At 50.7% G+C, this 20,116-nt stretch carries 18 protein-coding genes and 1 pseudogene; 14 read left to right on the top strand and 5 right to left on the bottom strand.

Annotated elements, in window-relative coordinates:
• Nucleotides 1-2,577 precede the first annotated feature (2,577 nt).
• Both GOM71_RS25130 and GOM71_RS25125 read right to left on the bottom strand, forming a co-directional pair.
• The gene (locus tag GOM71_RS25130) at nucleotides 2,578-2,856 is read right to left on the bottom strand and encodes a pentapeptide repeat-containing protein (RefSeq protein WP_483311029.1); all 279 of its coding nucleotides are present in this window, start codon (nucleotides 2,854-2,856) and stop codon (nucleotides 2,578-2,580) included.
• 231 nt (nucleotides 2,857-3,087) lie between these two features.
• Nucleotides 3,088-4,617 (bottom strand): pentapeptide repeat-containing protein, encoded by a 1,530-nt coding sequence (locus tag GOM71_RS25125; protein WP_483311028.1) that lies wholly within the window; start codon nucleotides 4,615-4,617, stop codon nucleotides 3,088-3,090.
• Between the two features lie 57 nt (nucleotides 4,618-4,674).
• Between GOM71_RS25125 and GOM71_RS24880 the strand changes: the two genes are divergently transcribed.
• The 9 genes from GOM71_RS24880 (at nucleotide 4,675) to GOM71_RS07950 (ending at nucleotide 10,898) form a co-directional block, all read left to right on the top strand.
• On the top strand, nucleotides 4,675-4,995 hold the full coding sequence (locus GOM71_RS24880) for a WIAG-tail domain (RefSeq protein ID WP_367649517.1): 321 nt from the start codon (nucleotides 4,675-4,677) through the stop codon (nucleotides 4,993-4,995).
• A gap of 209 nt (nucleotides 4,996-5,204) precedes the next feature.
• The gene (locus tag GOM71_RS07985) at nucleotides 5,205-5,987 is read left to right on the top strand and encodes a glycosyltransferase family 2 protein (protein ID WP_156279600.1); all 783 of its coding nucleotides are present in this window, start codon (nucleotides 5,205-5,207) and stop codon (nucleotides 5,985-5,987) included.
• A gap of 58 nt (nucleotides 5,988-6,045) precedes the next feature.
• A complete protein-coding gene (locus GOM71_RS07980) occupies nucleotides 6,046-6,765 on the top strand; it encodes a sugar phosphate nucleotidyltransferase (protein WP_367649511.1) in 720 nt (239 codons plus the stop codon).
• Nucleotides 6,766-6,787: 22 nt separating this feature from the next.
• Nucleotides 6,788-8,158: a glycosyltransferase family 2 protein gene (locus GOM71_RS07975; protein WP_156279598.1), complete on the top strand. Its 1,371-nt coding sequence runs from the start codon at nucleotides 6,788-6,790 to the stop codon at nucleotides 8,156-8,158.
• Nucleotides 8,159-8,289: 131 nt separating this feature from the next.
• Nucleotides 8,290-8,523 (top strand): nucleoside-diphosphate sugar epimerase, encoded by a 234-nt coding sequence (locus tag GOM71_RS07970; RefSeq protein WP_253944753.1) that lies wholly within the window; start codon nucleotides 8,290-8,292, stop codon nucleotides 8,521-8,523.
• Nucleotides 8,524-8,587: 64 nt separating this feature from the next.
• Complete coding sequence (locus GOM71_RS07965; protein ID WP_156279594.1) at nucleotides 8,588-8,896, top strand: alpha-helical endospore appendage domain-containing protein; 309 nt, start codon at nucleotides 8,588-8,590, stop codon at nucleotides 8,894-8,896.
• A gap of 14 nt (nucleotides 8,897-8,910) precedes the next feature.
• Complete coding sequence (locus tag GOM71_RS07960; protein WP_253944752.1) at nucleotides 8,911-9,177, top strand: hypothetical protein; 267 nt, start codon at nucleotides 8,911-8,913, stop codon at nucleotides 9,175-9,177.
• Nucleotides 9,178-9,243: 66 nt separating this feature from the next.
• Entirely contained in the window at nucleotides 9,244-9,513 is a 270-nt protein-coding gene (locus tag GOM71_RS07955) for a hypothetical protein (protein ID WP_156279590.1), read from the top strand.
• A 242-nt stretch (nucleotides 9,514-9,755) separates the two neighbouring features.
• A complete protein-coding gene (locus tag GOM71_RS07950) occupies nucleotides 9,756-10,898 on the top strand; it encodes a CgeB family protein (RefSeq protein ID WP_156279588.1) in 1,143 nt (380 codons plus the stop codon).
• Here the strand turns inward: GOM71_RS07950 and GOM71_RS07945 are convergent.
• A complete protein-coding gene (locus GOM71_RS07945; RefSeq protein ID WP_156279586.1) occupies nucleotides 10,895-11,887 on the bottom strand; it encodes a ketoacyl-ACP synthase III in 993 nt (330 codons plus the stop codon). The genes GOM71_RS07950 and GOM71_RS07945 overlap by 4 nt on opposite strands.
• 211 nt (nucleotides 11,888-12,098) lie before the next feature.
• Between GOM71_RS07945 and GOM71_RS07940 the strand changes: the two genes are divergently transcribed.
• Nucleotides 12,099-12,839, top strand: coding sequence for a YhcN/YlaJ family sporulation lipoprotein (locus tag GOM71_RS07940; protein ID WP_173275374.1), 741 nt, complete (start codon nucleotides 12,099-12,101; stop codon nucleotides 12,837-12,839).
• 75 nt (nucleotides 12,840-12,914) lie between these two features.
• The gene (locus tag GOM71_RS07935) at nucleotides 12,915-13,637 is read left to right on the top strand and encodes a sortase (protein WP_367649510.1); all 723 of its coding nucleotides are present in this window, start codon (nucleotides 12,915-12,917) and stop codon (nucleotides 13,635-13,637) included.
• A gap of 154 nt (nucleotides 13,638-13,791) precedes the next feature.
• On the opposite strand, the gene GOM71_RS07930 is transcribed toward GOM71_RS07935, so the two are convergent.
• Nucleotides 13,792-14,016, bottom strand: a complete 225-nt coding sequence (locus GOM71_RS07930; RefSeq protein WP_006040330.1) for a helix-turn-helix domain-containing protein — start codon at nucleotides 14,014-14,016, stop codon at nucleotides 13,792-13,794.
• 550 nt (nucleotides 14,017-14,566) lie between these two features.
• Here GOM71_RS07930 and GOM71_RS07925 point away from each other — a divergent pair.
• Entirely contained in the window at nucleotides 14,567-15,283 is a 717-nt protein-coding gene (locus tag GOM71_RS07925; RefSeq protein WP_156279580.1) for a hypothetical protein, read from the top strand.
• Between the two features lie 478 nt (nucleotides 15,284-15,761).
• Here GOM71_RS07925 and GOM71_RS07920 read toward each other — a convergent pair.
• Nucleotides 15,762-17,309, bottom strand: a pseudogene (locus GOM71_RS07920) (catalase); the annotation flags it as partial.
• 214 nt (nucleotides 17,310-17,523) lie between these two features.
• Here GOM71_RS07920 and GOM71_RS07915 point away from each other — a divergent pair.
• Together GOM71_RS07915 and GOM71_RS07910 are read left to right on the top strand one after the other, a co-directional pair.
• Nucleotides 17,524-18,198 (top strand): tetratricopeptide repeat protein, encoded by a 675-nt coding sequence (locus GOM71_RS07915; protein ID WP_156279576.1) that lies wholly within the window; start codon nucleotides 17,524-17,526, stop codon nucleotides 18,196-18,198.
• A 50-nt stretch (nucleotides 18,199-18,248) separates the two neighbouring features.
• The gene (locus GOM71_RS07910) at nucleotides 18,249-20,000 is read left to right on the top strand and encodes a sensor histidine kinase (protein WP_156279574.1); all 1,752 of its coding nucleotides are present in this window, start codon (nucleotides 18,249-18,251) and stop codon (nucleotides 19,998-20,000) included.
• Nucleotides 20,001-20,116: the final 116 nt, after the last annotated feature.

Raw genomic sequence — 20,116 nt, 5'->3', positions numbered from 1 at the left:
GCAGACGCTCAAATTCAGCATCGTCATATTGCGGAGTTTTCCGTATCGGAGACGCAATTACAGCCGGATTCGGTGTCAACGGAGAAGCTGCAGAACGGTTCAGTTACAGAAGAAAAGCTGTTAGATAATGCGGTTCGATTGAAGCACTTGAGCGAGGATTCTGTCGGAACGAGTCAGCTCATTGATCAATCGGTGGTTGAAAGCAAGCTGGCGAATGGCGCCGTCAGCGGCGTGAAAATTGCCAACAACGTAATTGGCACAAACCATTTGCAGGATGAACTTGTAACGTTTCATAAAATAGCGCCTGAAGCGCTTCGCGCGTATCATTTTGCGCCTGGCGCGGTTTCGGAAGAGGCGATCGCGCCGGAAGCGGTCAGCAGCGCGCATTTGCAGCAAGCGATTATTAATCAGAAGCATATTGCCCGCCAAGCGGTTGGCAACGATGCTTTGCAGGACGGCTCAATAACGGGCGGCAAGCTGGCATATGGCGCAGTAACCGAGAAATATATTGCTCCAGGCGTTGTTTTCTCGCATCATCTTGCTGATTATGTTGTCAATTCGTTGAAGCTTTCGCCCGAAGCGGTCTCAACAGATAAGATGGCCGATGCCAGCGTAACGGCATCTAAGCTTGCCGACGGCAGCGTTTCGCGTTCGAAGCTCGGGGATGAGGCGGTTGATGCTTCGGCAATCGCTCCGGGCGCGGTTGGCAGCGTTCATCTGCAGCCGAATATTATTGGAGCGGAGCATTTGAAGGAAGGATCGGTCGGCGGCGGACATTTGCGAATCGGTTCGATCGGCGGAGACCGTATGCTTGACGGTTCGGTTGATTCCGCAAAGCTGACGCCGGGCGCGGTCCAAGCAAAGCACATTGGCAATGAGGTCATTCAAAGCCGGCATTTGTTGACTGGCTCGGTGCTTGGCATTCATATTGGCGAGAGCAGCGTACGTGACGGCCACATTGCGGACGGCGCAATTAACGCAGCGAAGCTCGCAACTGAAAGCGTCGGAAGCTCGCATTTACGGGAAGGGTCCGTAGGGGCATCGGCGCTGCAAAAAGGCGTGATCGGGACGCCGCATATTGTCGACGGGTCGGTGACGGAACAGAAGCTCTCGACGTTATCGGTCGGTTCGAAGCAATTGCAGCTTCAATCGGTAAACGAGGAACATCTGGCATTGGGCAGCGTTTCGGCAGACCATATTCAAGACGAGGCGGTTACGGCTGCTAAGCTGGCGTTCGGTTCGGTATCCGGCGAGCAAGTTCAGCTGGAGACGATCGCCGGCAAACACTTGAAAGCGGAGACGGTGCAAGGCTATCACATCCGGAAAGGCTCGATTACATTCGCGCATTTGAGCAGCGATGCGTTAGCTTTCGATAAAATCGCGGATGAAAGCATCGATGGCAGCAAGCTTAAGTCGTACACGGTGAATGAGCAGCAATTAAGCGACGGCAGCGTAACGGAGTCGAAGTTGGCGGATGCGTCCGTGACCGAAGAGAAATTGAGCGAGGGAAGCGTAACAAGCGCGAAGCTAAGCAAGGGAAGCGTGACTGAGTCGAAGCTGGCGAACGCGAGTGTTACCGGGGCGAAGCTCACTGATGGAAGCGTGACAGAGTCGAAGCTGGCGAATGCGAGCGTGACGGAAGCGAAGCTGGACGACGCCAGTGTGACGGAGGCGAAGCTGGCGAATGCAAGCGTGACTGAAGTGAAGCTTGGCGAGGGAAGCGTGACGGAAGAGAAGCTCGGCACAGGCAGTGTAACGGAGTCAAAGCTGGCAGCGTTCAGCGTGACGGAAGAGAAGCTTGGCGAGGGAAGCGTGACAGAGTCGAAGCTGGCGAATGCGAGCGTGACGGAAGCGAAGCTGTGCGACGGCAGTGTGATGGAGTCGAAGCTGGCGGAAGGCAGCGTGACCGGGGCGAAGCTTGGCGAAGGCAGCGTGACGGAGTCAAAGCTGGCGGATGCAAGTGTAACGGAAGCGAAGCTGGCTAAGGGCAGCGTGACGGAATATACGCTGTCGGATGCGAGTGTAACGGAAGCGAAGCTGGGTAAAAGCAGCGTGACGGAGCATAAGTTGGCGGAAGGAAGCGTGACCGGGGCGAAGCTGGGCGCAGGCAGCGTGACGGAGCCGAAGCTGGCGGATGCAAGCGTGACGACGGCGAAGCTGGGCAAAGGCAGCGTGACGGAGCCGAAGCTGGCGGACGCCAGTGTGACGGAAGCGAAGCTTTTCGCAAGCAGTGTGACAGAGTCGAAGCTGGCGGATGCAAGTGTGACAGAAGCGAAGCTGGTAGTTGCAAGCGTGACGGAGTCGAAGCTGGCGGATGCAAGCGTAACGGCAACGAAGCTGGGTGCAGGCAGCGTGACGGAAGCGAAGCTGGCGGAAGCGAGCGTAACGGAAACGAAGCTCGGCGAAGGCAGTGTGACGGAGTCGAAGCTGGCGGATGCAAGCGTGACGGTAACGAAGCTGGGCGCAGGCAGCGTGACGGAAGCGAAGCTGGTGGATGCGAGCGTAACGGAATCGAAGCTGAATGAAGGCAGCGTGACGGAGTCGAAGCTGGCGGATGCAAGCGTAACGGTAACGAAGTTAAGAGCTGGCAGCGTAACGGAAGCGAAGCTGGTGGATGCGAGTGTAACGGAACCGAAGCTTGGTGCAGGCAGCGTGACGGAGTCGAAGCTGGCGGAAGCGAGCGTGACGGAGTCGAAGCTGGCGGATGCGAGTGTGACGGAGTTGAAGCTGGCGGAAGCGAGCGTGACGGAGTCGAGGCTGGCGAAAGCGAGCGTGACGGAGTCGAAGCTGGCGGAAGCGAGCGTGACGGAATCGAAGCTGAACGCAGGCAGCGTGACGGAGTCGAAGCTGAGCGATGGCAGTGTGACAGAGTCGAAGCTGGCGGATGCGAACGTGACGGAAGCGAAGCTTGTCGCAGGCAGCGTAACAGAGTCGAAGCTGGCGGATGGAAGCGTGACGGAAGCGAAGCTGGGCGCAGGCAGCGTGACGGAGTCGAAGCTGGCAGAGTTCAGCGTGACGGAAGATAAGCTGGCGGAGTGGAGTGTAACGGAGTCGAAGCTTAATGACGGCAGCGTAACGGAGTCAAAGCTATTCGACGGCAGTGTAACGGAAACGAAGCTCGGCGAAGGCAGTGTAACGGAGTCGAAGCTGGCAGAGTTCAGCGTGACGGAAGATAAGCTCGCGGAATGGAGCGTTACGGAATCGAAGCTTTACGACAGCTGCGTCACGGAATCGAAGCTGGCGAAGTGGAGCGTTACGAGAGCGAAACTGGCGGAAGCGAGCGTGACGGAGTCGAAGCTGGCGGAAGCGAGCGTGACGGAGTCGAGGCTGGCGAAAGCGAGTGTGACGCAGTCGAAGCTGAGCGAAGGCAGCGTGACGGAGTCGAAGCTGGGCGAAGGCAGCGTGACGGAGTCGAAGCTGGCGGAAGCGAGCGTGACAGAGTCGAGGCTGGCGAAAGCGAGCGTGACGGAGTCGAAGCTGAGCGTAGGCAGCGTTACGGAATCGAAGCTGGCGGAAGCGAGCGTGACGGGAGCGAAGCTGAGCGAAGGCAGCGTGACGGAGTCGAAGCTGGCGGAAGCGAGCGTGACGGAAGCGAAGCTGAGCGAGGGCAGCGTGACGGAGTCGAAGCTGGCGGAAGCGAGCGTGACGGGAGCGAAGCTGAGCGATGGCAGCGTGACGGAGTCGAAGCTGAGCGAAGGCAGCGTGACGGAGTCGAAGCTGGCGGAAGCGAGCGTGACGGAGTCGAAGCTGAGCGAAGGCAGCGTGACGGAGTCGAAGCTGAGCGAAGGCAGCGTGACGGAAGCGAAGCTGGCGGAAGCGAGCGTGACGGAGTCGAAGCTGGCGGAAGCGAGCGTGACGGAGTCGAAGCTGGCGGAAGCGAGCGTGACAGAAGCGAAGCTGAGCGAGGGCAGCGTGACGGAGTCGAAGCTGGCGGAAGCGAGCGTGACGGAATCGAAGCTGAGCGAAGGCAGCGTGACGGAGTCGAAGCTGGCGGAAGCGAGCGTGACGGAGTCGAAGCTGAGCGAAAGCAGCGTGACGGAGTCGAAGCTGGCGGAAGCGAGCGTGACGGGAGCGAAGCTGAGCGAGGGCAGCGTGACGGAGTCGAAGCTGAGCGAGGGCAGCGTGACGGAGTCGAAGCTGAGCGAAGGCAGCGTGACGGAGTCGAAGCTGGCGGAAGCGAGCGTGACGGGAGCGAAGCTGAGCGAGGGCAGCGTGACGGAGTCGAAGCTGGCGGAAGCGAGCGTGACGGGAGCGAAGCTGAGCGAGGGCAGCGTGACGGAGTCGAAGCTGGCGGAAGCGAGCGTGACGGGAGCGAAGCTGGCGGAAGCGAGCGTGACGGAGTCGAAGCTGGCGGAAGCGAGCGTGACGGAATCGAAGCTGAGCGAGGGCAGCGTGACGGAGTCGAAGCTGGCGGAAGCGAGCGTGACGGAAGCGAAGCTGGCGGAAGCGAGCGTGACGGAGTCGAAGCTGGCAGAGTTCAGCGTGACAGAAGATAAGCTTGCGGAATGGAGCGTCACGGAATCCAAGCTTTACGATGGCAGTGTGACGGAGTCGAAGCTGGCAAAAGCGAGCGTAACTGGATCGAAGATCGCGAAGTCGAGTGTAACGGCCGACCATATTGCAGATGGCACGATCACGCTGGAGAAGCTGTCGCCAGACATTTTCCAAAATAGGATGATCAAGGAACAGGATGTCGGCCTTTCGACGTTGACGTTTAATCCAGTTGTTACGACAACAGGCAGAGGCGTGGTGAAGCAGCAATTCGGTTTAAGTCCGTATGAGTTTCCCGCACTGCGCGAGCAGCTGGATATTCTTATTACGTTCGAGGAGCCTTTCGAGAATGAATTTTACGCGATAACGGCGACAAGCGATCATCCGGCCTGTTATGCAGTCATTCGGTCAAAAACAGCAAGCAACGCTGTAGTTGGATTGATCCGCACCCGTCTTAGCGATGATCCGCACGGCTCGATTAACTGGATTGCTATCGGAAACTAATAGTGTTAATAGGAAAAACAAAGCGGTGCAGAAGCTTCTTCTGCACCGCTTTTGTCATTGTATGGCGGCTGTCCGGCATGATTGAACGACTGCTTGGGCAACTGACATGGAAGTTGTACATATGCCGTTGCACGGGTAAATGCGGCACATACAATGTGTTGTAATTATTTATCGATCCACCCGTTTAAGGGTATTTTTGAGGTGATCTCATGAAACGGGCCATGCGCCTGAAGTCTAGCAAAACGGCTTTCGCATCGGATGGACCGCCTCTTGTGTCGGTTATCATTCCGGTCATGAACGAACGCTCGACGATTAAGCGCGTCATTCGGGAAGCGGCCCTTGTTCATCCGAACACGGAAATTATCGTTGTCGCGAATGGGTCCACAGACGGTTCAGCTGCGATCGCCGCACGGATGGGAGCAAGAGTGCTGCGCTATGCTATACCGCTTGGACATGATGTAGGCAGGAGCGTTGGCGCGGCGGCGGCCAGAGGGGATGTTTTGCTTTTTATCGACGGCGATATGGTTATTCCTGCTGCCAAGCTGCGTCCCTTTGTGAGGGCTGTTATGGGCGGTGTCGATGCTGCGTTAAACGATTATTCCGGACCTGTCCGCAAGACAGTTGTCCATAGCGTCGTATTGGCTAAGCATGCTCTAAACGCCGTTCTTCAAAGAACTGATTTGAAAGGGGTATCCTTTACCGCTGTTCCCCATGCGATTAGCAGACGATGCTTGCAAGAGATCGGTGCGGAGGCTTTGTCCGTTCCGCCTCTGGCGCAAGCAAAAGCGGTCAAGCATGGGCTCAAGGTAGAAGCTGTCTTTTCGGTCAACGTAGGCAAAATGAATAAACCAAGACGACGGAGAGAGCGTGAAAATCCGCTTGAGCGCCTCATTGTCGGTGATCATCTGGAAGCGATGCACTGGTTAATTTCGCAAACGGATGAGCGCGGCGGCTACAAGGATCTATCGCGCAATCGCGAAATGGCACACTAGCGGCTTCTCCGCCCAATTACCTTTTATCTCGGGTTGATCGTGAAACGGAGGGCAAACGGTGAAAGCAGTTATTTTGGCGGGGGGAACGGGAACACGGCTGTTGCCGCTCACTTCGTTTATGAACAAACATATGCTTCCAGTAGGCAAGCATCCCATGATCTATTATGGCATTAACAGTCTGAGGAAAGCGGGCATTCATGACATTTTACTCGTTACAAGCAAAAATGCGCTAGGTATGTTCGCCCAATATTTAGGCAGCGGGGCTGCGCATGGCGTCTTCATCACGTATCGCATTCAAGAAGAAGCAGGCGGTATTGCGGAGGCGCTTCAGCTTGCCCGTTCTTTCATCACCGACGGTGAAAAGTTCATTGTGCTGCTTGGCGACAATTTGTTTGAGGAGGATATAAAGCCATTCACCGAAAGCTATGAACGCCAAGCCGAAGGGGCGATGGTGCTGCTCAAGCAGGTTAGTGATCCTCATCGGTATGGCATTCCGGTTTTTCATGCTTCGGGTACCATCGAACGCATTGAAGAGAAGCCGGCCAATCCGCAGTCTGATTTGTGCGTGACAGGCATTTATATGTACGACTCGCATGTTTTTGAGTTTATTGATCAAATCGAGCCGTCCAGCCGGGGTGAATTGGAAATTACGGATTTGAACAATGTGTATGCGGCTGCCGGTTTACTATCATTCCGTAAGCTGACGGGCTGGTGGACGGATGCAGGAACTTTCGAATCTTTGCAGGAAGCGGCCTCCCTGTTGCGGGAGGGAATCTGACTAGACAGGAGAGATCTGTACAATGGGACGCAAACTGCGGCGAGTCCGCCGTCTCAAATCCCGAGTGGTTCGTTCGACAAGCAAGGCTAAGGGTAAAACCGGTTCAACCTATAATGCCGGATTAGAAGCCGGTTACAACGAAGGTTTAAAAACCGGTTTCAGCTGCTACGACTCGCTTTTTGAAGGAACTAGCATCATTATACCAAGCTATAATCAAGTCGGTTACTTGAAATCCTGCATTGACAGTATTTCGGAAAACACGGAACTTCCCTACGAGATTATCGTTGTAGACAACGCTTCAACCGATGGAACGGGCGCTTATTTGCGAGGACTAGGCGGGCAGGTCCGGTTTCGCGTACTGCAGGAAAACTATGGCTTCGCCGGCGCGGTCAATATGGGAATGATGATGGCCAAAGGGACAACGATGCTCATTTTGAACAATGATACGCTTGTTACGGATAACTGGCTTGAAAACTTAATGACATGCCTGCAAAGCAGTGAGGATATTGGCATGGTCGGCCCTGTCACCAATTATATTAGTGGCGATCAGCAAATTTCCGTTCCTTATCAGGATGTTGCTGACATGCCTGAATTTGCGCGATTGAACAACATATCCGATCCGAAAAAATGGCATCCTACCGATCGGCTTCCCGGTTTCTGCTTACTTTTTCGAAGAGAGCTTTGGGAGAAAGTCGGCTATTTGGATGAAGGGTTTGAAATCGGAAATTTCGAGGACGACGATTTCAACGTCAGAGTAAGGCTGCAAGGCTACTCTCTAGTTATTGCGCGAGACAGCTTCATTCATCACTTCGGAAGCGTCAGCATGAAGGCGCTAGGCGATCAATTCGAAGAAGTGAACAACCGTAACATGGTTTACTATATGAATAAGTGGGGCAACCCTTATGAATGGATTCATCATTTGAAAAACGGCGTGTTTCAAGGCGGAACGCTGCACCCTGCCCGGGGCGAGGCGGCCTTTTATCCGGAGGGAGTTGCCGTTCAAGGAACCGGTGAAACGATCTTTTGGATCGAGAACGGTTTACGCAGGCCGATTGCTGGAGACTGGGCCGGTCCCGTCGTTCGATTGCCGCAAGTCACCCTTCGCCGCTGGGCGATTGGCGAGGCTATTAGCTCAGTAGATGCACATGCCATATGGCAGTATATTCAAGACAGCAGCATACTTGCTCCTCTTCATGGCAAAGTCGCAAGCGGCATGGACGGTTTTTTCTATTATATTGAGCATGGCGCTAAAAGGCGCATTATTACGGAAGCAGCCGCTATGGCATGGGGGTTAAATGCAAGGCTGCAAGCATCGCTTACGTTCGGACAGTTGGCCGAGTTGCCGGAAGGTCTTCCGCTCATTCCGCCAATAAAGCTTCGGCAACGTTTGTAATGCGGTAGTATCAGCTTAATTCCTCAAGCATATGCTGTTACGAACGGGGTATGGCGAGGCGAAACGGAGGGAAAGCTGTGCAACAGCTTGTTACAGAAATAATGGCGCATTTATCGCATTCGCATAGCCAAATGGCAAGAATAATCGAGTCAAAGCGCGATGTCGCGGTTCGCATGGCCGAGGTTGTCAAAGCGATCCCTGATAATCATCCGAACTTTGGCGGCACGGAAGGGCTGATCTCGAATTCGCAAGCGGTGCTGGGAAGCGTCGTGTCGTATTTGAACAGTATTGCTGATTTGGAAGAAACGATGGCTATGCAGCTTACTTTTATGCTTCGCGAGCTTGGCGGCGAAGATGAGGAATAAATGCGGTTTTTGAATGCTTACGAAGTGAGTTTTGCTTCGCAAAACTTTAAGGAGGCGGGATGCAGTGGACCGAGAGCAAGCTTATTTGCGGATGCTTGGCGCAACCGCCAATATGCAATGGAATATGGCAGTTATGCTGGAGGCGAAGGCCGAGGAAGCAGAAAAAGCGCGCAATTGGATTTGCAATCACATTACAGCGGCGAGCTTTAACGGCGATCATCTGCAACTGAAGCAATCGATTCAAATGCATGATCAAATTATAGAGGTGCTTGACGGCGTCAACAAGATGAGTCAAGGGATCGTTTCGGTGCTTCGTGCGGTGCTGCCGCGGGAATCCGAGGAGGATAATTCGGATTATGGTGATTCCGATTGAGGCGGCTCGGCGTATTGGAAACGGAAGTAAAATTGGATCTGATTGCGTCGATCGCCAAAAGCCAGCATGCTCTTTCGCGTATTTTGGATTCGGTGGCTGATGTGGCGGATTGGTCGCCTGACACTGCGAGGCGGATCGGCGAGAACGTAGTGCTGCTCACTCGCATGCAGGAAGCGATGGCGGAGGCTGTAGCCGGGGCTCCGATCCGGCGCAGCCGTATACGCAACGGCAAGCCTGCGGTACCGTGGCTTAATCCGCGTCTTCGCTTTCGAGCGAAATAAAAGGATTGGAAATGCGTCGGCATCAGCCTCGAAAGCGAGATTTGAAAGCGAAGGGAGGCGACCTCTATGAAAAAGAAAATCGGCCGCAGAAGAAGTATTAAACGCGCCTCGCGCAGGACGAAAAGAAAAAGCGTGACGCGGCGCAAGCGAAGCCGTGCGGGAAAACGGACCCCCAAAAGCGTGCTATCGCGACGGAGAGCACAAGCGAGGAGACGGATCGTTCCTACCGGCACATATATGGAAGGCTTCAATCAAACGTATAACGACGGTTACCATGCGGGCTTTGCCAAAGGGTTTGAGGACGGTCATCAGTTAGCCTACGAGCAATCTCCTTAAAAAAAATAGAGCTCAGTCCCTGTTATCAGAAAACGCAGCCTTTAGGGTTGCTCTCGGATAATAGGCTGAGCTCTTTTTATTGGCATTCGGGTCAAACGCCAATTTTTGCGCATAGGGGACAAGTGACGATGTGCGAATAACATGGAAGGCATATATTTATAGGAGCGCAGAAGCAACTGGAACATGATTTTAATTTTTGATCCGAACTTGCGGCTACTGCCGACTATGAAGGAGTGTCGACTATGGCAAAATCGTCGCCTTCCCGAAAAAGAAGGCCTTGGAATGAGTCATTTGAGATGGGGAGTGCCGATGGCTTTCGAACCGGTTTCGATCACGGGTATTGGTTCGGGCAATGCGAAGCGGTTCGCAGCAGCATTAACCCGGCTGTAACGGTCTGGCCGGTGCATGTCATGTTCGTTGAAACCGGAAAAGGGTTCCCCTATTCGCCGTTGGATCAGGCGGTAGGTTCGGCGTTAACGCGTCTGGTTGCCAGATTGACGGTGGTAAACGGGAGCAATCAGCCTGTAGCGGAAATCGCAGCTTCTCTTAGGCCTGATATCGTGATCGTTCTGGACGGCTTGCAATTCGATGTCAAGCATGTCATTGCGATGCGAGAAGCCGGCATTCGAACTGCCTTATGGACGACCGATGACCCTTATTATACCGATATGAGCGTTACGCTGGTCCCGCACTACGACGTAATTTTTACGCTGGAGCGCAATTGTGTGGAACTATATCAAAGAATCGGCTGCAAAGCGGTTTATTACTTGCCGTTCTGCGCCTCTCCCGAGCAGTATTACCCGCTTAATCCGGAACGGTCAAAGCGCAAAGAGATCAGCTTTATCGGCTCTGCGTATATGAATCGTGTTCGCTTCTTTAACGCCGCAACGAGTTACTTAGCTTCGCGGGATACGTTAATTTCCGGGATCTGGTGGGATCGTCTGGATCGGTTTGATCAGCTAAAGGATAAAATCATGCTCGGCAATTGGATGGATCCGAATGATACCGCGCTTGCGTACAATGCGTCCAAAATTGTAATCAATATGCACCGCGCGCATGACGATCCTGACTTTAATCTCAACAAACTGGCGGTAACCGCCGCTTCGCCAAATCCCCGAACGTTCGAAATCGCAGCTTGCGCTGTGCTGCAGCTTTGCGATATTCGTGACGATCTTGCTTCTTTCTATACGCCAGGGCTTGAAATTGTCACCTATTCGACGGCGCATGAGATGATCGAGAAACTGGATTATTATTTGCATCACGAACAGGAGCGGCGCGAGATCGCGCTGCGCGGCATGTGGCGCACGCTACGCGACCACACGTATACAAATCGCTTGCAAACCATGCTGTCTATATTGTTCCCCCAACCTTTAATTCCTATTTAAATGGACCAGCGCAGTAGGATGCCCGATTGCGTAAGTCCGCCGCCGAAACCGTAAAGCAAGATCGTGTCTCCTGCTGCAATTCTTCCGTCGCGAACAGCGTCATCGATGGCGAGCGGAATGGATGCTGCGGAAGTGTTGCCGTATTTGGCGATGCTCGAAAGTGCTTGCTCCAAATGGAATCCGGTTTTATCGCATAATGCGTCTATAATGCGCTGATTCGCGTTATGGGGAGCAAACCAATTGATTTGAGCGGCCGATGTGCCGCTTTTTTTCATTAACTCATTAATTCCTTTTGACACTTCGCTAATCGCCCAACGGTAAACTTCGCGTCCATTCTGCACAATATTGCTGGTGGCAATAATATCGTAGCCGCCGATTGAAGGAGACAGGCTGCTGCGATACAGCAAATGGCCTCCGCTGCCGTCTGTATTGGAGCTTGCGGCGATAATATCGGACTTCGAGCCGCTTGCCGCTTCGAGCAAGAAAGCGCCTGCGCCGTCTCCAAATAGTATGCATGTCGTACGATCGGTGTAATCGGTCGCTTTCGATAATGTTTCGGTGCCGATGACCAGAACCTTCTTGTATATGCCCGATAACAGCAATCCGTTAGCCATTTGAAGGGCGGCCGTAAATCCGGCGCATGCCGCTTGCAGATCGGCTGTGCCGCAGCCTTGCATGCCGAATTCGGCTTGCACGCGAGAAGCGACGCTTGGCACGAATGTATCTGGCGTCGAGGTGGCGACGATAATATAATCGATGTCTGTAAGCTGCACGTTGTATCGTCTTGCCATATCGCGAACCGCCAAAATGGATAAATCGCTTGAATACTGCGATTCGGCAGCAATTCGTCTCTCCCGAATTCCTGTGCGCTGAACGATCCATTCGTCGGATGTGTCGACAATAGCCTCAAGATCGGCGTTTGTAAGCACTTTTTCCGGAACATAAGAACCGATAGCGGTAATAACGGCGTTGGAAATAGGCAAGGTCATAACAATAAATGCTCCTTTACAATCAATTTTTAGTACCAAGTACTAATACCTGATATTAAAATACTCCTCTTCAAATTTGTTGTCAAGGGCAGAAACGAATAGCATCATCCGCTTCGGCTAACGCTATTAAACGGGCATGAGGGGATCGCGAACGATCGTGAACACCGAAAGCTTGAGCTAAACTACATTTTGGATGGAGGAATGCGAATTTATGCGTAAAATGTTATTGGGTGCTGCGGCATGTATTGCGGTAACAACAATGTTGTCGGGCTGTGCGAGCAATCAAGGGGATTTAGGCAATCGCAACATTCGTCCTAACAGCGCAAGATACGATGCCAACGGCAATATTATTCCCGGCACAGGCGTAGGCACCTACAATAATTACACGGGCAACAATTATACAGCCAAAAGATTTGCAAACGATCAATTGAATGAAATGAACCGAGTAGACGGTATGCGCTTGAACAACAACAATATTGTGGGCAGTCATAAAAATTATAAAATGGAAATGAGTCAAGATATCGCCAATCGTCTTGCGAATAAGAACAATATTAAATCCGCTTATGTATTGCTGACGGATAATAACGCATATGTAGCTGTTTCATTTGCTGACCATTTCAATGGCGCAAATGGCCGGTTGAACAGCAGAACGAATATGAACAATGCAACACATAAAAAATTCAGCACGATGTCGACCGGGGATCAGGCGCTTACTGCACAGGTGAAGGAAGACATTGCAAGAGAGGTTAAACGAATGAACCCGAGCGTAAACAATGTATACGTTTCGGCAAATCCGGATTTCGTAACTAGAATGAACAGCTATATGAATGACGTTAAACTTGGGCACCCGATTCAAGGCTTTATCGCTGAATTCAACGCCATGGCGGAGCGTCTTTTCCCGGCTAATGCGGCTAAAAACGATAACCGTACGATTTACGACAGCAACCGATAATGCATGAGTTAGACCGGCTTCTTCTGAAGCCGGTTTTTGTATGGCGAATTGACCTTATCGGCTGATTCCTATAAAGTGAATATAGTAAATGAATGGGAGAAGGCGGTGGCTGGATTGCGTAAGCTGGCCTATTTTTTAATTATAGTTGGAGTACTTGTCATTGCGTATCCGAAAGGAAACGAATGGTACGCAAATTGGCAGCAGAATAAGCTTATGCAAGAGTGGGAGCAAGACTACAATGAGACCGCTGAAGATGCCGCTTTGCAGCAATTTGAGGACTTGACCGATTTGTTCAACGAGACGGCAGATGATACTGCTGTTGATACTTTGCCGGTTGCAGCGGCTGCAACGTCCCAGGCAGATAACGGACAAGCTGACAGCGAGAATAAACAAGAGGAAGCGCCGAAGCTGGATACGATCGGCACGATTTCCATTCCTTCGATCAAAGTGAAGCTCCCGATATTGGAGGGAGCGACGCAAAAAAATATGAAATACGGCGCGGCTCATATGAGTGAAACGGGCAAATTCGGCGAAATTGGCAATGCGGCGATCGCTGCGCATCGGGCCAAAACGAAGGGGCGGCTGTTTAACCGCTTGGGAGAAGTAAAGGTTGGCGATAAAATTACGATCACACAAAAGGGCAAGCAGTTTACATACACCGTTTACAACATTTCGATTGTTAAACCGACGGATGTATCTGTGCTAAATTATAACAACAAAGATAAGATGCTGACGCTCATTACGTGCACTCCAATTAACAAGCCTACGCACAGACTCATTATCCACGCGAAGATGTAGAATGCTCAAGAAGGCCATATAGCAAATCTAAGTCGAATATAAACAATAACGCGAAAGAGTCAGCATGAGGAAATGCTGTCTCTTTCGCGTTTTACTCAGGTGCAGCCAAATATCCACGCTCCCGGAGAAACAAGATTGGAGAGCTGATTTTATGTTAGATTTGTAACTCCCCAAGCTTGATTAGCTCGACAACCGCTTGCGAACGACCTTTTACGTTCAACTTTTGCATCACATTCGAAATATGGTTACGAACGGTTTTCTCGCTGATGAACAATTGCTGCGCTATATCTCTAGTTGTCTTGTCTTGCACCAGTAGCTCGAATACCTCGCGTTCACGATGAGTCAATAAAAACTTGCTCTTATGGTCGCTACCCTTCAAAGTTTGTCACCCCTCCTTGCTCGGGTTTTTATGGTTTAACAAGGTTAAGGGATACAGTCAAATTATAGTATGAAGGGGCGTCTGCAATGGTGCTGTGTGCAGGTAAAATGGGCGCATATTCCGTTTTTCGCCGTTTTCCTTCGCTTCACCGTTTGTCCATCGTTCCGACATGGATTGGACATACAACTTTCAGGTTCCATTAAGGTTTGGCCATTAGAATTAAAGCATCAACCCCACAGTTGATACCATATCTAGGACAGACCCGCAGCGATGCGGGTCCTAGGGCTGTCATGAGGTCTGATCAGACCTCGAGACAGCCCACTTTTTTCGCAATAGGATGGTGACGCTTATTACTAATAAAGCCAATAAATGATACCTGATTGTGGTGGATCATTTATTGGCTTTTTCTATTTCATTTTTGTGATGAGAGTCGGAAAAAGGAACATCAGGTATATTTCGACATATTATTATGTATTTTATAAACCTATGGGCAAATGATGAAATATATAGTAATATTGGAATAAAAAAATAAGAATGGGAGAGTCGTGTAATGGCGTTTTTAAAAGTATTAGGTTGGATTTTTGTTCCTTATGTCATGATTTTTGTTTCTTGGAAGAAATTAAGAGGTGCAGGAAAGGCTTTTGGAGTTGTTTGGGCATTATTTGCAGGTTTCTTTTTAGTCTTTGGTATATTAGGTGGTGGTACGGAACAGCCAGCATCAGTGGCGGAGACTAATGTTGTTGCAGGTGATACCGAAAAGGATAGTGATTCTAAAGCTGCGGTAAATGCAAAAGAGACTAACGTTGAGGATGCTGAGAAACATAAAAATGCTGTCCTAGAATTTGAAAAAACGATGTATGCCAATGAAGAGGAGACCAAGCAATATTTCGATGCATATATGGAATGGATGGAAGCTCTAGGTAATGGACAAGCAAATGTAAATGATGTGTATTCGTCTGCTAAAACTGCAAAGGAAGCAGCAAGTCACACGATGACAAAAATGCGCAAGATACCGATCGATAAAAATTTACCTAAAGATGTAAAGAAGTTGCTAGAAGAGGCACGTGGCGATCTAAGTACGGCATATTTCGAAAAAGAAAAGGCAATGAAATCAGTAATGAAGTATCTTGATGAACAGAAACCAAGTACTATGCAAGACTTCAAGGATAGTATTCAGATGTCGGAAACATTTGTGCTTAGTGCTGCAACTAAGCTATTACAGGCTAAAAATGCGGTTGGTATTGAAGTGACAGAAAAATCTAAATAATATTGTACAAGCCCCCGTTCAATTGGACTGGGGCTTTAGTTTTACACAAATAAAGTGCCCATACCTATTTCAGAGGCGCTATAGCGAACCTGATTCGCAATATTACGAAGGCAAGTTCGCTAAAAATGACTTTTCAGGTTGTTTCGCCGGGTTTTTGTGCGATTTGCGAAGTTGCTTTCGCTAATGGCGAAGGCAGATTCGCGAGCAGCGAAATTAGCTTCGCCATACATCGAAAGCGGCAGGCGGAGTACCGGAATAGCGAAATTGCATTCGCTAAACGGAGAAGCAGGTTCGCTATTAATGGAGGAAGGTAGAGACGCCTTACGAGGGGCAACTTGAGTATGACGAGCTATAATCCGGTGGATATAGCGGGGAAGTCAGTCTTGATATGGCGCGTGGAGTTAGTGCAAGGGGCCAAGACCATGCAACCAACCACTGGCGGCTTCATGATTTTGGCTCTGTTGATTCGCGAAGGCTTTTAGTAGCCGTCCGTTTTATGCCCGAGCTCCCCGGATATTTCCATACCTTCTTGGGCGGCGTTCGTCCCGTTGTGCTTGCGTTCCGCTTGCCGGCGTTCGATTGCCTCGGCGACGAGCCTGCCGTAATCGGCATCGGCTTGCGTGAAATGGTGGATCATCGCTTTTTGAATGACTGGATTGCAGCCGGCAAGCTCGTTGCCCAAATTGCGAATAAGCTCCTCGCGCTCCCAAGGCTCGAATTTGCGGAAAGTGTCGCCCGCTTGTCTATAATCGTTTGTCCGGTCGATCTTCTCCCGCTTAAGACTAGCGTTATAGGACGGCTGATGCGGCTCACCCGATTTCTCGGCTTCATGCAGACCGTTAAGCGAGGACGGTTCATAGTTGATATGCGGGTTTTGTCCCGGCGCGATATCGACGAAAAATGCCATTTGACCGTCGCGCTGATTCGTCGCCACCGTTTTCTTCGGCGCATTGATCGGAAGCTGCAAGTAATTGCTGCCAACGCGATAGCGCTGCGTATCGGAGTAGGAAAGCGTCCGGCCTTGCAGCATTTTGTCATCAGAGAAATCGAGCCCGTCGACGAGTACGCCGGTTCCGAAAGCCGCTTGCTCGACTTCGGCGAAATAATTGACCGGATTTTGATCCAGCACCATTTTGCCTACCGGAACCATTGGAAACTGTTCAGCATCCCATAGCTTCGTATCGTCAAGCGGATCGAAGTCCAGCTCCGGATGCTCGCCGTCTTCCATCATCTGAACGCACAGCTCCCATTCCGGGTAGTTGCCGGATTCAATGGCTTCGTACAAATCTTGCGTCGCATGGTTAAAGTTTTTGCCTTGGATTTGCTCCGCCTCTTCTTGCGTTAAATTTTTGATGCCTTGCAGCGGCTCCCAATGGTATTTGACAAGAACGGCCTTGCCTTCGGCATTGACCCATTTGTATGTATTGACGCCCGAGCCTTGCATTTGCCTGTAATTGGCGGGGATGCCCCACGGCGAGAACAGGAACGTAATCATGTGTGTCGCTTCTGGAGTGTTCGAGACGAAATCGAAAAACCGCTCCATATCCTGAATGTTCGTTACTGGGTCCGGTTTAAAGGCATGAACCATATCGGGAAATTTCATCGCGTCGCGAATAAAGAAAATTTTCAGGTTGTTGCCGACCAAATCCCAGTTGCCGTCCTCGGTATAAAATTTGGTGGCAAAACCGCGCGGATCGCGCAGCGTCTCTGGCGAATGGCCGCCGTGAATTACGCTGGAAAAGCGCACGAACACAGGCGTTCGTTTGCCTTTTTCCTGGAACAGTTTGGCTCGCGTATAAACGCTGATCGGCTCGTCTCCGAAAGTGCCGTAAGCTTCGAAATAACCGTGCGCGCCAGCGCCGCGGGCATGCACAACGCGTTCAGGCACGCGTTCCCGGTCGAAATGTGTTATTTTCTCGATAAAATGGTAATTTTCAAGTGTCGCCGGGCCTCGGTTGCCGACGGTTCTCATATTCTGATTGTCTGCGATTGGATGGCCTTGACGATTGGTCAGCGTCTGCTCTGATCGTTCGTCTTGATCCTTAGTTGTCATGTCGGACAGTACCTCCTCATTAATATAAGCGGTCGTAAACAGGGTTAATATTCCACTTGTTGACCCCGTTTATTACACATTATTTAGTTCTCACATGAGGGGCGTTATGCTATGATAATAGGATTAGTAGAGGATGTACATATACAGCTCAAAAGTCATTGTTGTTCGCGGGGAGGATAATGGTTCAATGTCCAAAATACTGCTTTTTGTATTTCTGACTTGGCTGACGGGAAATCCGTTTATTGCCATTCTTGTTCTGCTCGTTATTCTATATGCGCTGGATCGGCGGTTTGTCGGTTTGACGCCAAGCTTTATTAAACCGCTGAGAAGATCAAACAGATTGCGGAAGCTGAAGCGGCATATCGCGGAAGCGCCTAACGATACTTCGTCCAAACAGGAAGTGTCGCGCATTCTAATTGAAAAGAAAAAGTATGCGGAAGCGCTGAAGCTTCTTGAGCCGATGGAACGGACGCTGGACGACTCGGCAGAATATTGGGATGATCTCGGGCTCTGCTTGATGCAGCTTGGACAGCCGGAGCGAGGGGAAGCGGCGATCTATAAAGCATTGTCCATCAATCCGCGAGTCAAGTATGGAGCTCCCTATTTGCGTCTTGCCGCTTATTATTCCCGGCTGGATGCGGAGAAAGCGCTTGAGTCTATCGCCAGCTTCCAGGAAATCCACTCTTCTTCCTGCGAAGCGTATGAGCGTCTTGCGGAAATTTACAAGCAGATGGGCCGAAAACAGGAAATGAAGGACGCTATTGAGGAAGGACTGCGCGTATATCGCACCTTGCCTCGATATAAGAAGCGTCTGGAGCGGAGCTGGGCAATCAAGCTGCTGCTGAAGCGCATGGCGGGGTAATCAATTTCGGCGATACGACGGACTCATATTAATCGACAGGGGAGCATCTCATGCAGCGCAACATATGGCTAATGGCGATAAGTGTGATCGTAATTATCATTTTAGTAAACAGTACGGCGTACTACTTTTTGACCAAGCGTTCCCTTGAAAAGGCTTTGAATCATGAAATGCAAGCTGTCGCCAGACAGATTGAGCTGTCAGTGGAGCAGTCCCGGCTTGGGGCGGAGAAATTTCAAGATCAAATTGGCCGCGAGTTGAGAGCCGTCTCGATTGCAGCGCAATATGCGCTTGACCCGGATGTGGAAAAAGTAACGAATGAACAGCTTGTTGAATTAAGTCAAAAGCTGGATGTCAATCATATAACGCTGCTTAAGCGGACCTCGGACAATATTATTATGTACAAATCATCCGATATGAACGAACAGCTTGGCAAAGGCACGAAAACTTGGGATCCGTGGTACATCGCGTTCAATCAATTGTTTGACGACAAGAAAGTCTCGATTAATTGGCTTGGACAGACGCTCAAAAACTTTTGGAGCGGGCCGTACGAGGTAGCATCCACGGATCCTAGCAGCATTTACAAATGGGGATACTACCATGACGGCACAACGAATTACATTATTGATCCATATGTCAGCTACGAGATGTTGGCGGACTACGAAAGCTTGACCGGCGTTAATTCAATGATCGAAAAATCGCTTTCGAGCAATAAAACATTGCTTGAGGTCTCCGTCATTAATCCGACAACCTTTGATAAAGGTCCGTTCGATACGCTTCATCCTGATGGGGAGGTTCAGGAGCATTTGCTCCAACAGCCTATTATGTACGGCACGTATCGCTATGCGCTAAGCAAGGATGCCGATTACGTGGCGAAAGCGTACAAGACCGGTCAAGAAGTTATGGTGGACGGTGAGATAGACGGCAAGCATGTGCTGAAAATGTTTATCCCTGTTTATTCGGAGGATCGGGGCGTTAATATTGTTGATGAGAACGGGAACCCGATCAACAGTTATGTGTTGTCGCTCGTCTCCGACTATCAAATTATTCAGGATGAACTGGACAATCAATTTATTAATATCGCTCTCATTATTATTGTAATTACGGGATTAAGTCTTTTTATTGCCGCGATCTCGATGAACTATATCCGGAAATCACGGGACAAAGCAGTGCAGGTCACGCAACAAACCTACGCCGATGAGATCAATTCGATGTTTCAATCGATCCGGGCGCAGCGGCATGATTTTCTGAATCATGTCCAAACGATCCATTCGCTCGCCGAGTTGAACAAATCGAAGGAGCTTGTCGCTTATACGAAGGAACTGACAGGAGAAATCCGGTTGATGAACGATATTATTAATATCGGCAATCCGGCGATCGCTGCGCTTGTTCGTTCAAAGCTTTCCCAAGCGGAGAGCTACCGGATTTGTCTTAATTGCTCGTTCAGCGGTTTAAGCCGGTTGGAGATGGGTGTGAAGACGCTCGATCTTAATCGAGTGCTCGGCAATTTGATTGATAATGCATTTGATGAAGTGCTTCGTTATGACGAAAACCGCCGCTTGATTGAATTGACGGGCAAGCAGGAGAACGGCTATTTGGAGTTTACGATCAGCAATACGTGTGATGAAGCCCATGCGGTTGCTTCTTGCCAATTGTTCGAAGCCGGCTACTCGACCAAGAAGGGCGAGCATCAAGGGCTCGGCTTGTTCGTTGTGAAAACGATCGTTGACCAATATAAAGGCACGGTCCGCGTCTTCGCTTCACAGCAGGATCAAATAAAGTTCGTAATCCGAATCCCGCATTAACCAAAAACTGCCGCTAGCGGCGGTTTTTTTTTCGGACGGCTTTCACTTTGCCGAACGGAACCTTTGCAGTCTTTCCGCTTGTGATATAATAGGGAGATGGAATGTTGGCGGAAGGA

Origin of the sequence: Paenibacillus sp. NEAU-GSW1, assembly GCF_009737085.1 — a bacterium.
In the GTDB taxonomy this organism is placed as follows: Bacteria; Bacillota; Bacilli; order Paenibacillales; family Paenibacillaceae; genus Pristimantibacillus.
This window is presented reverse-complemented; position numbering and strand designations above follow the sequence as displayed.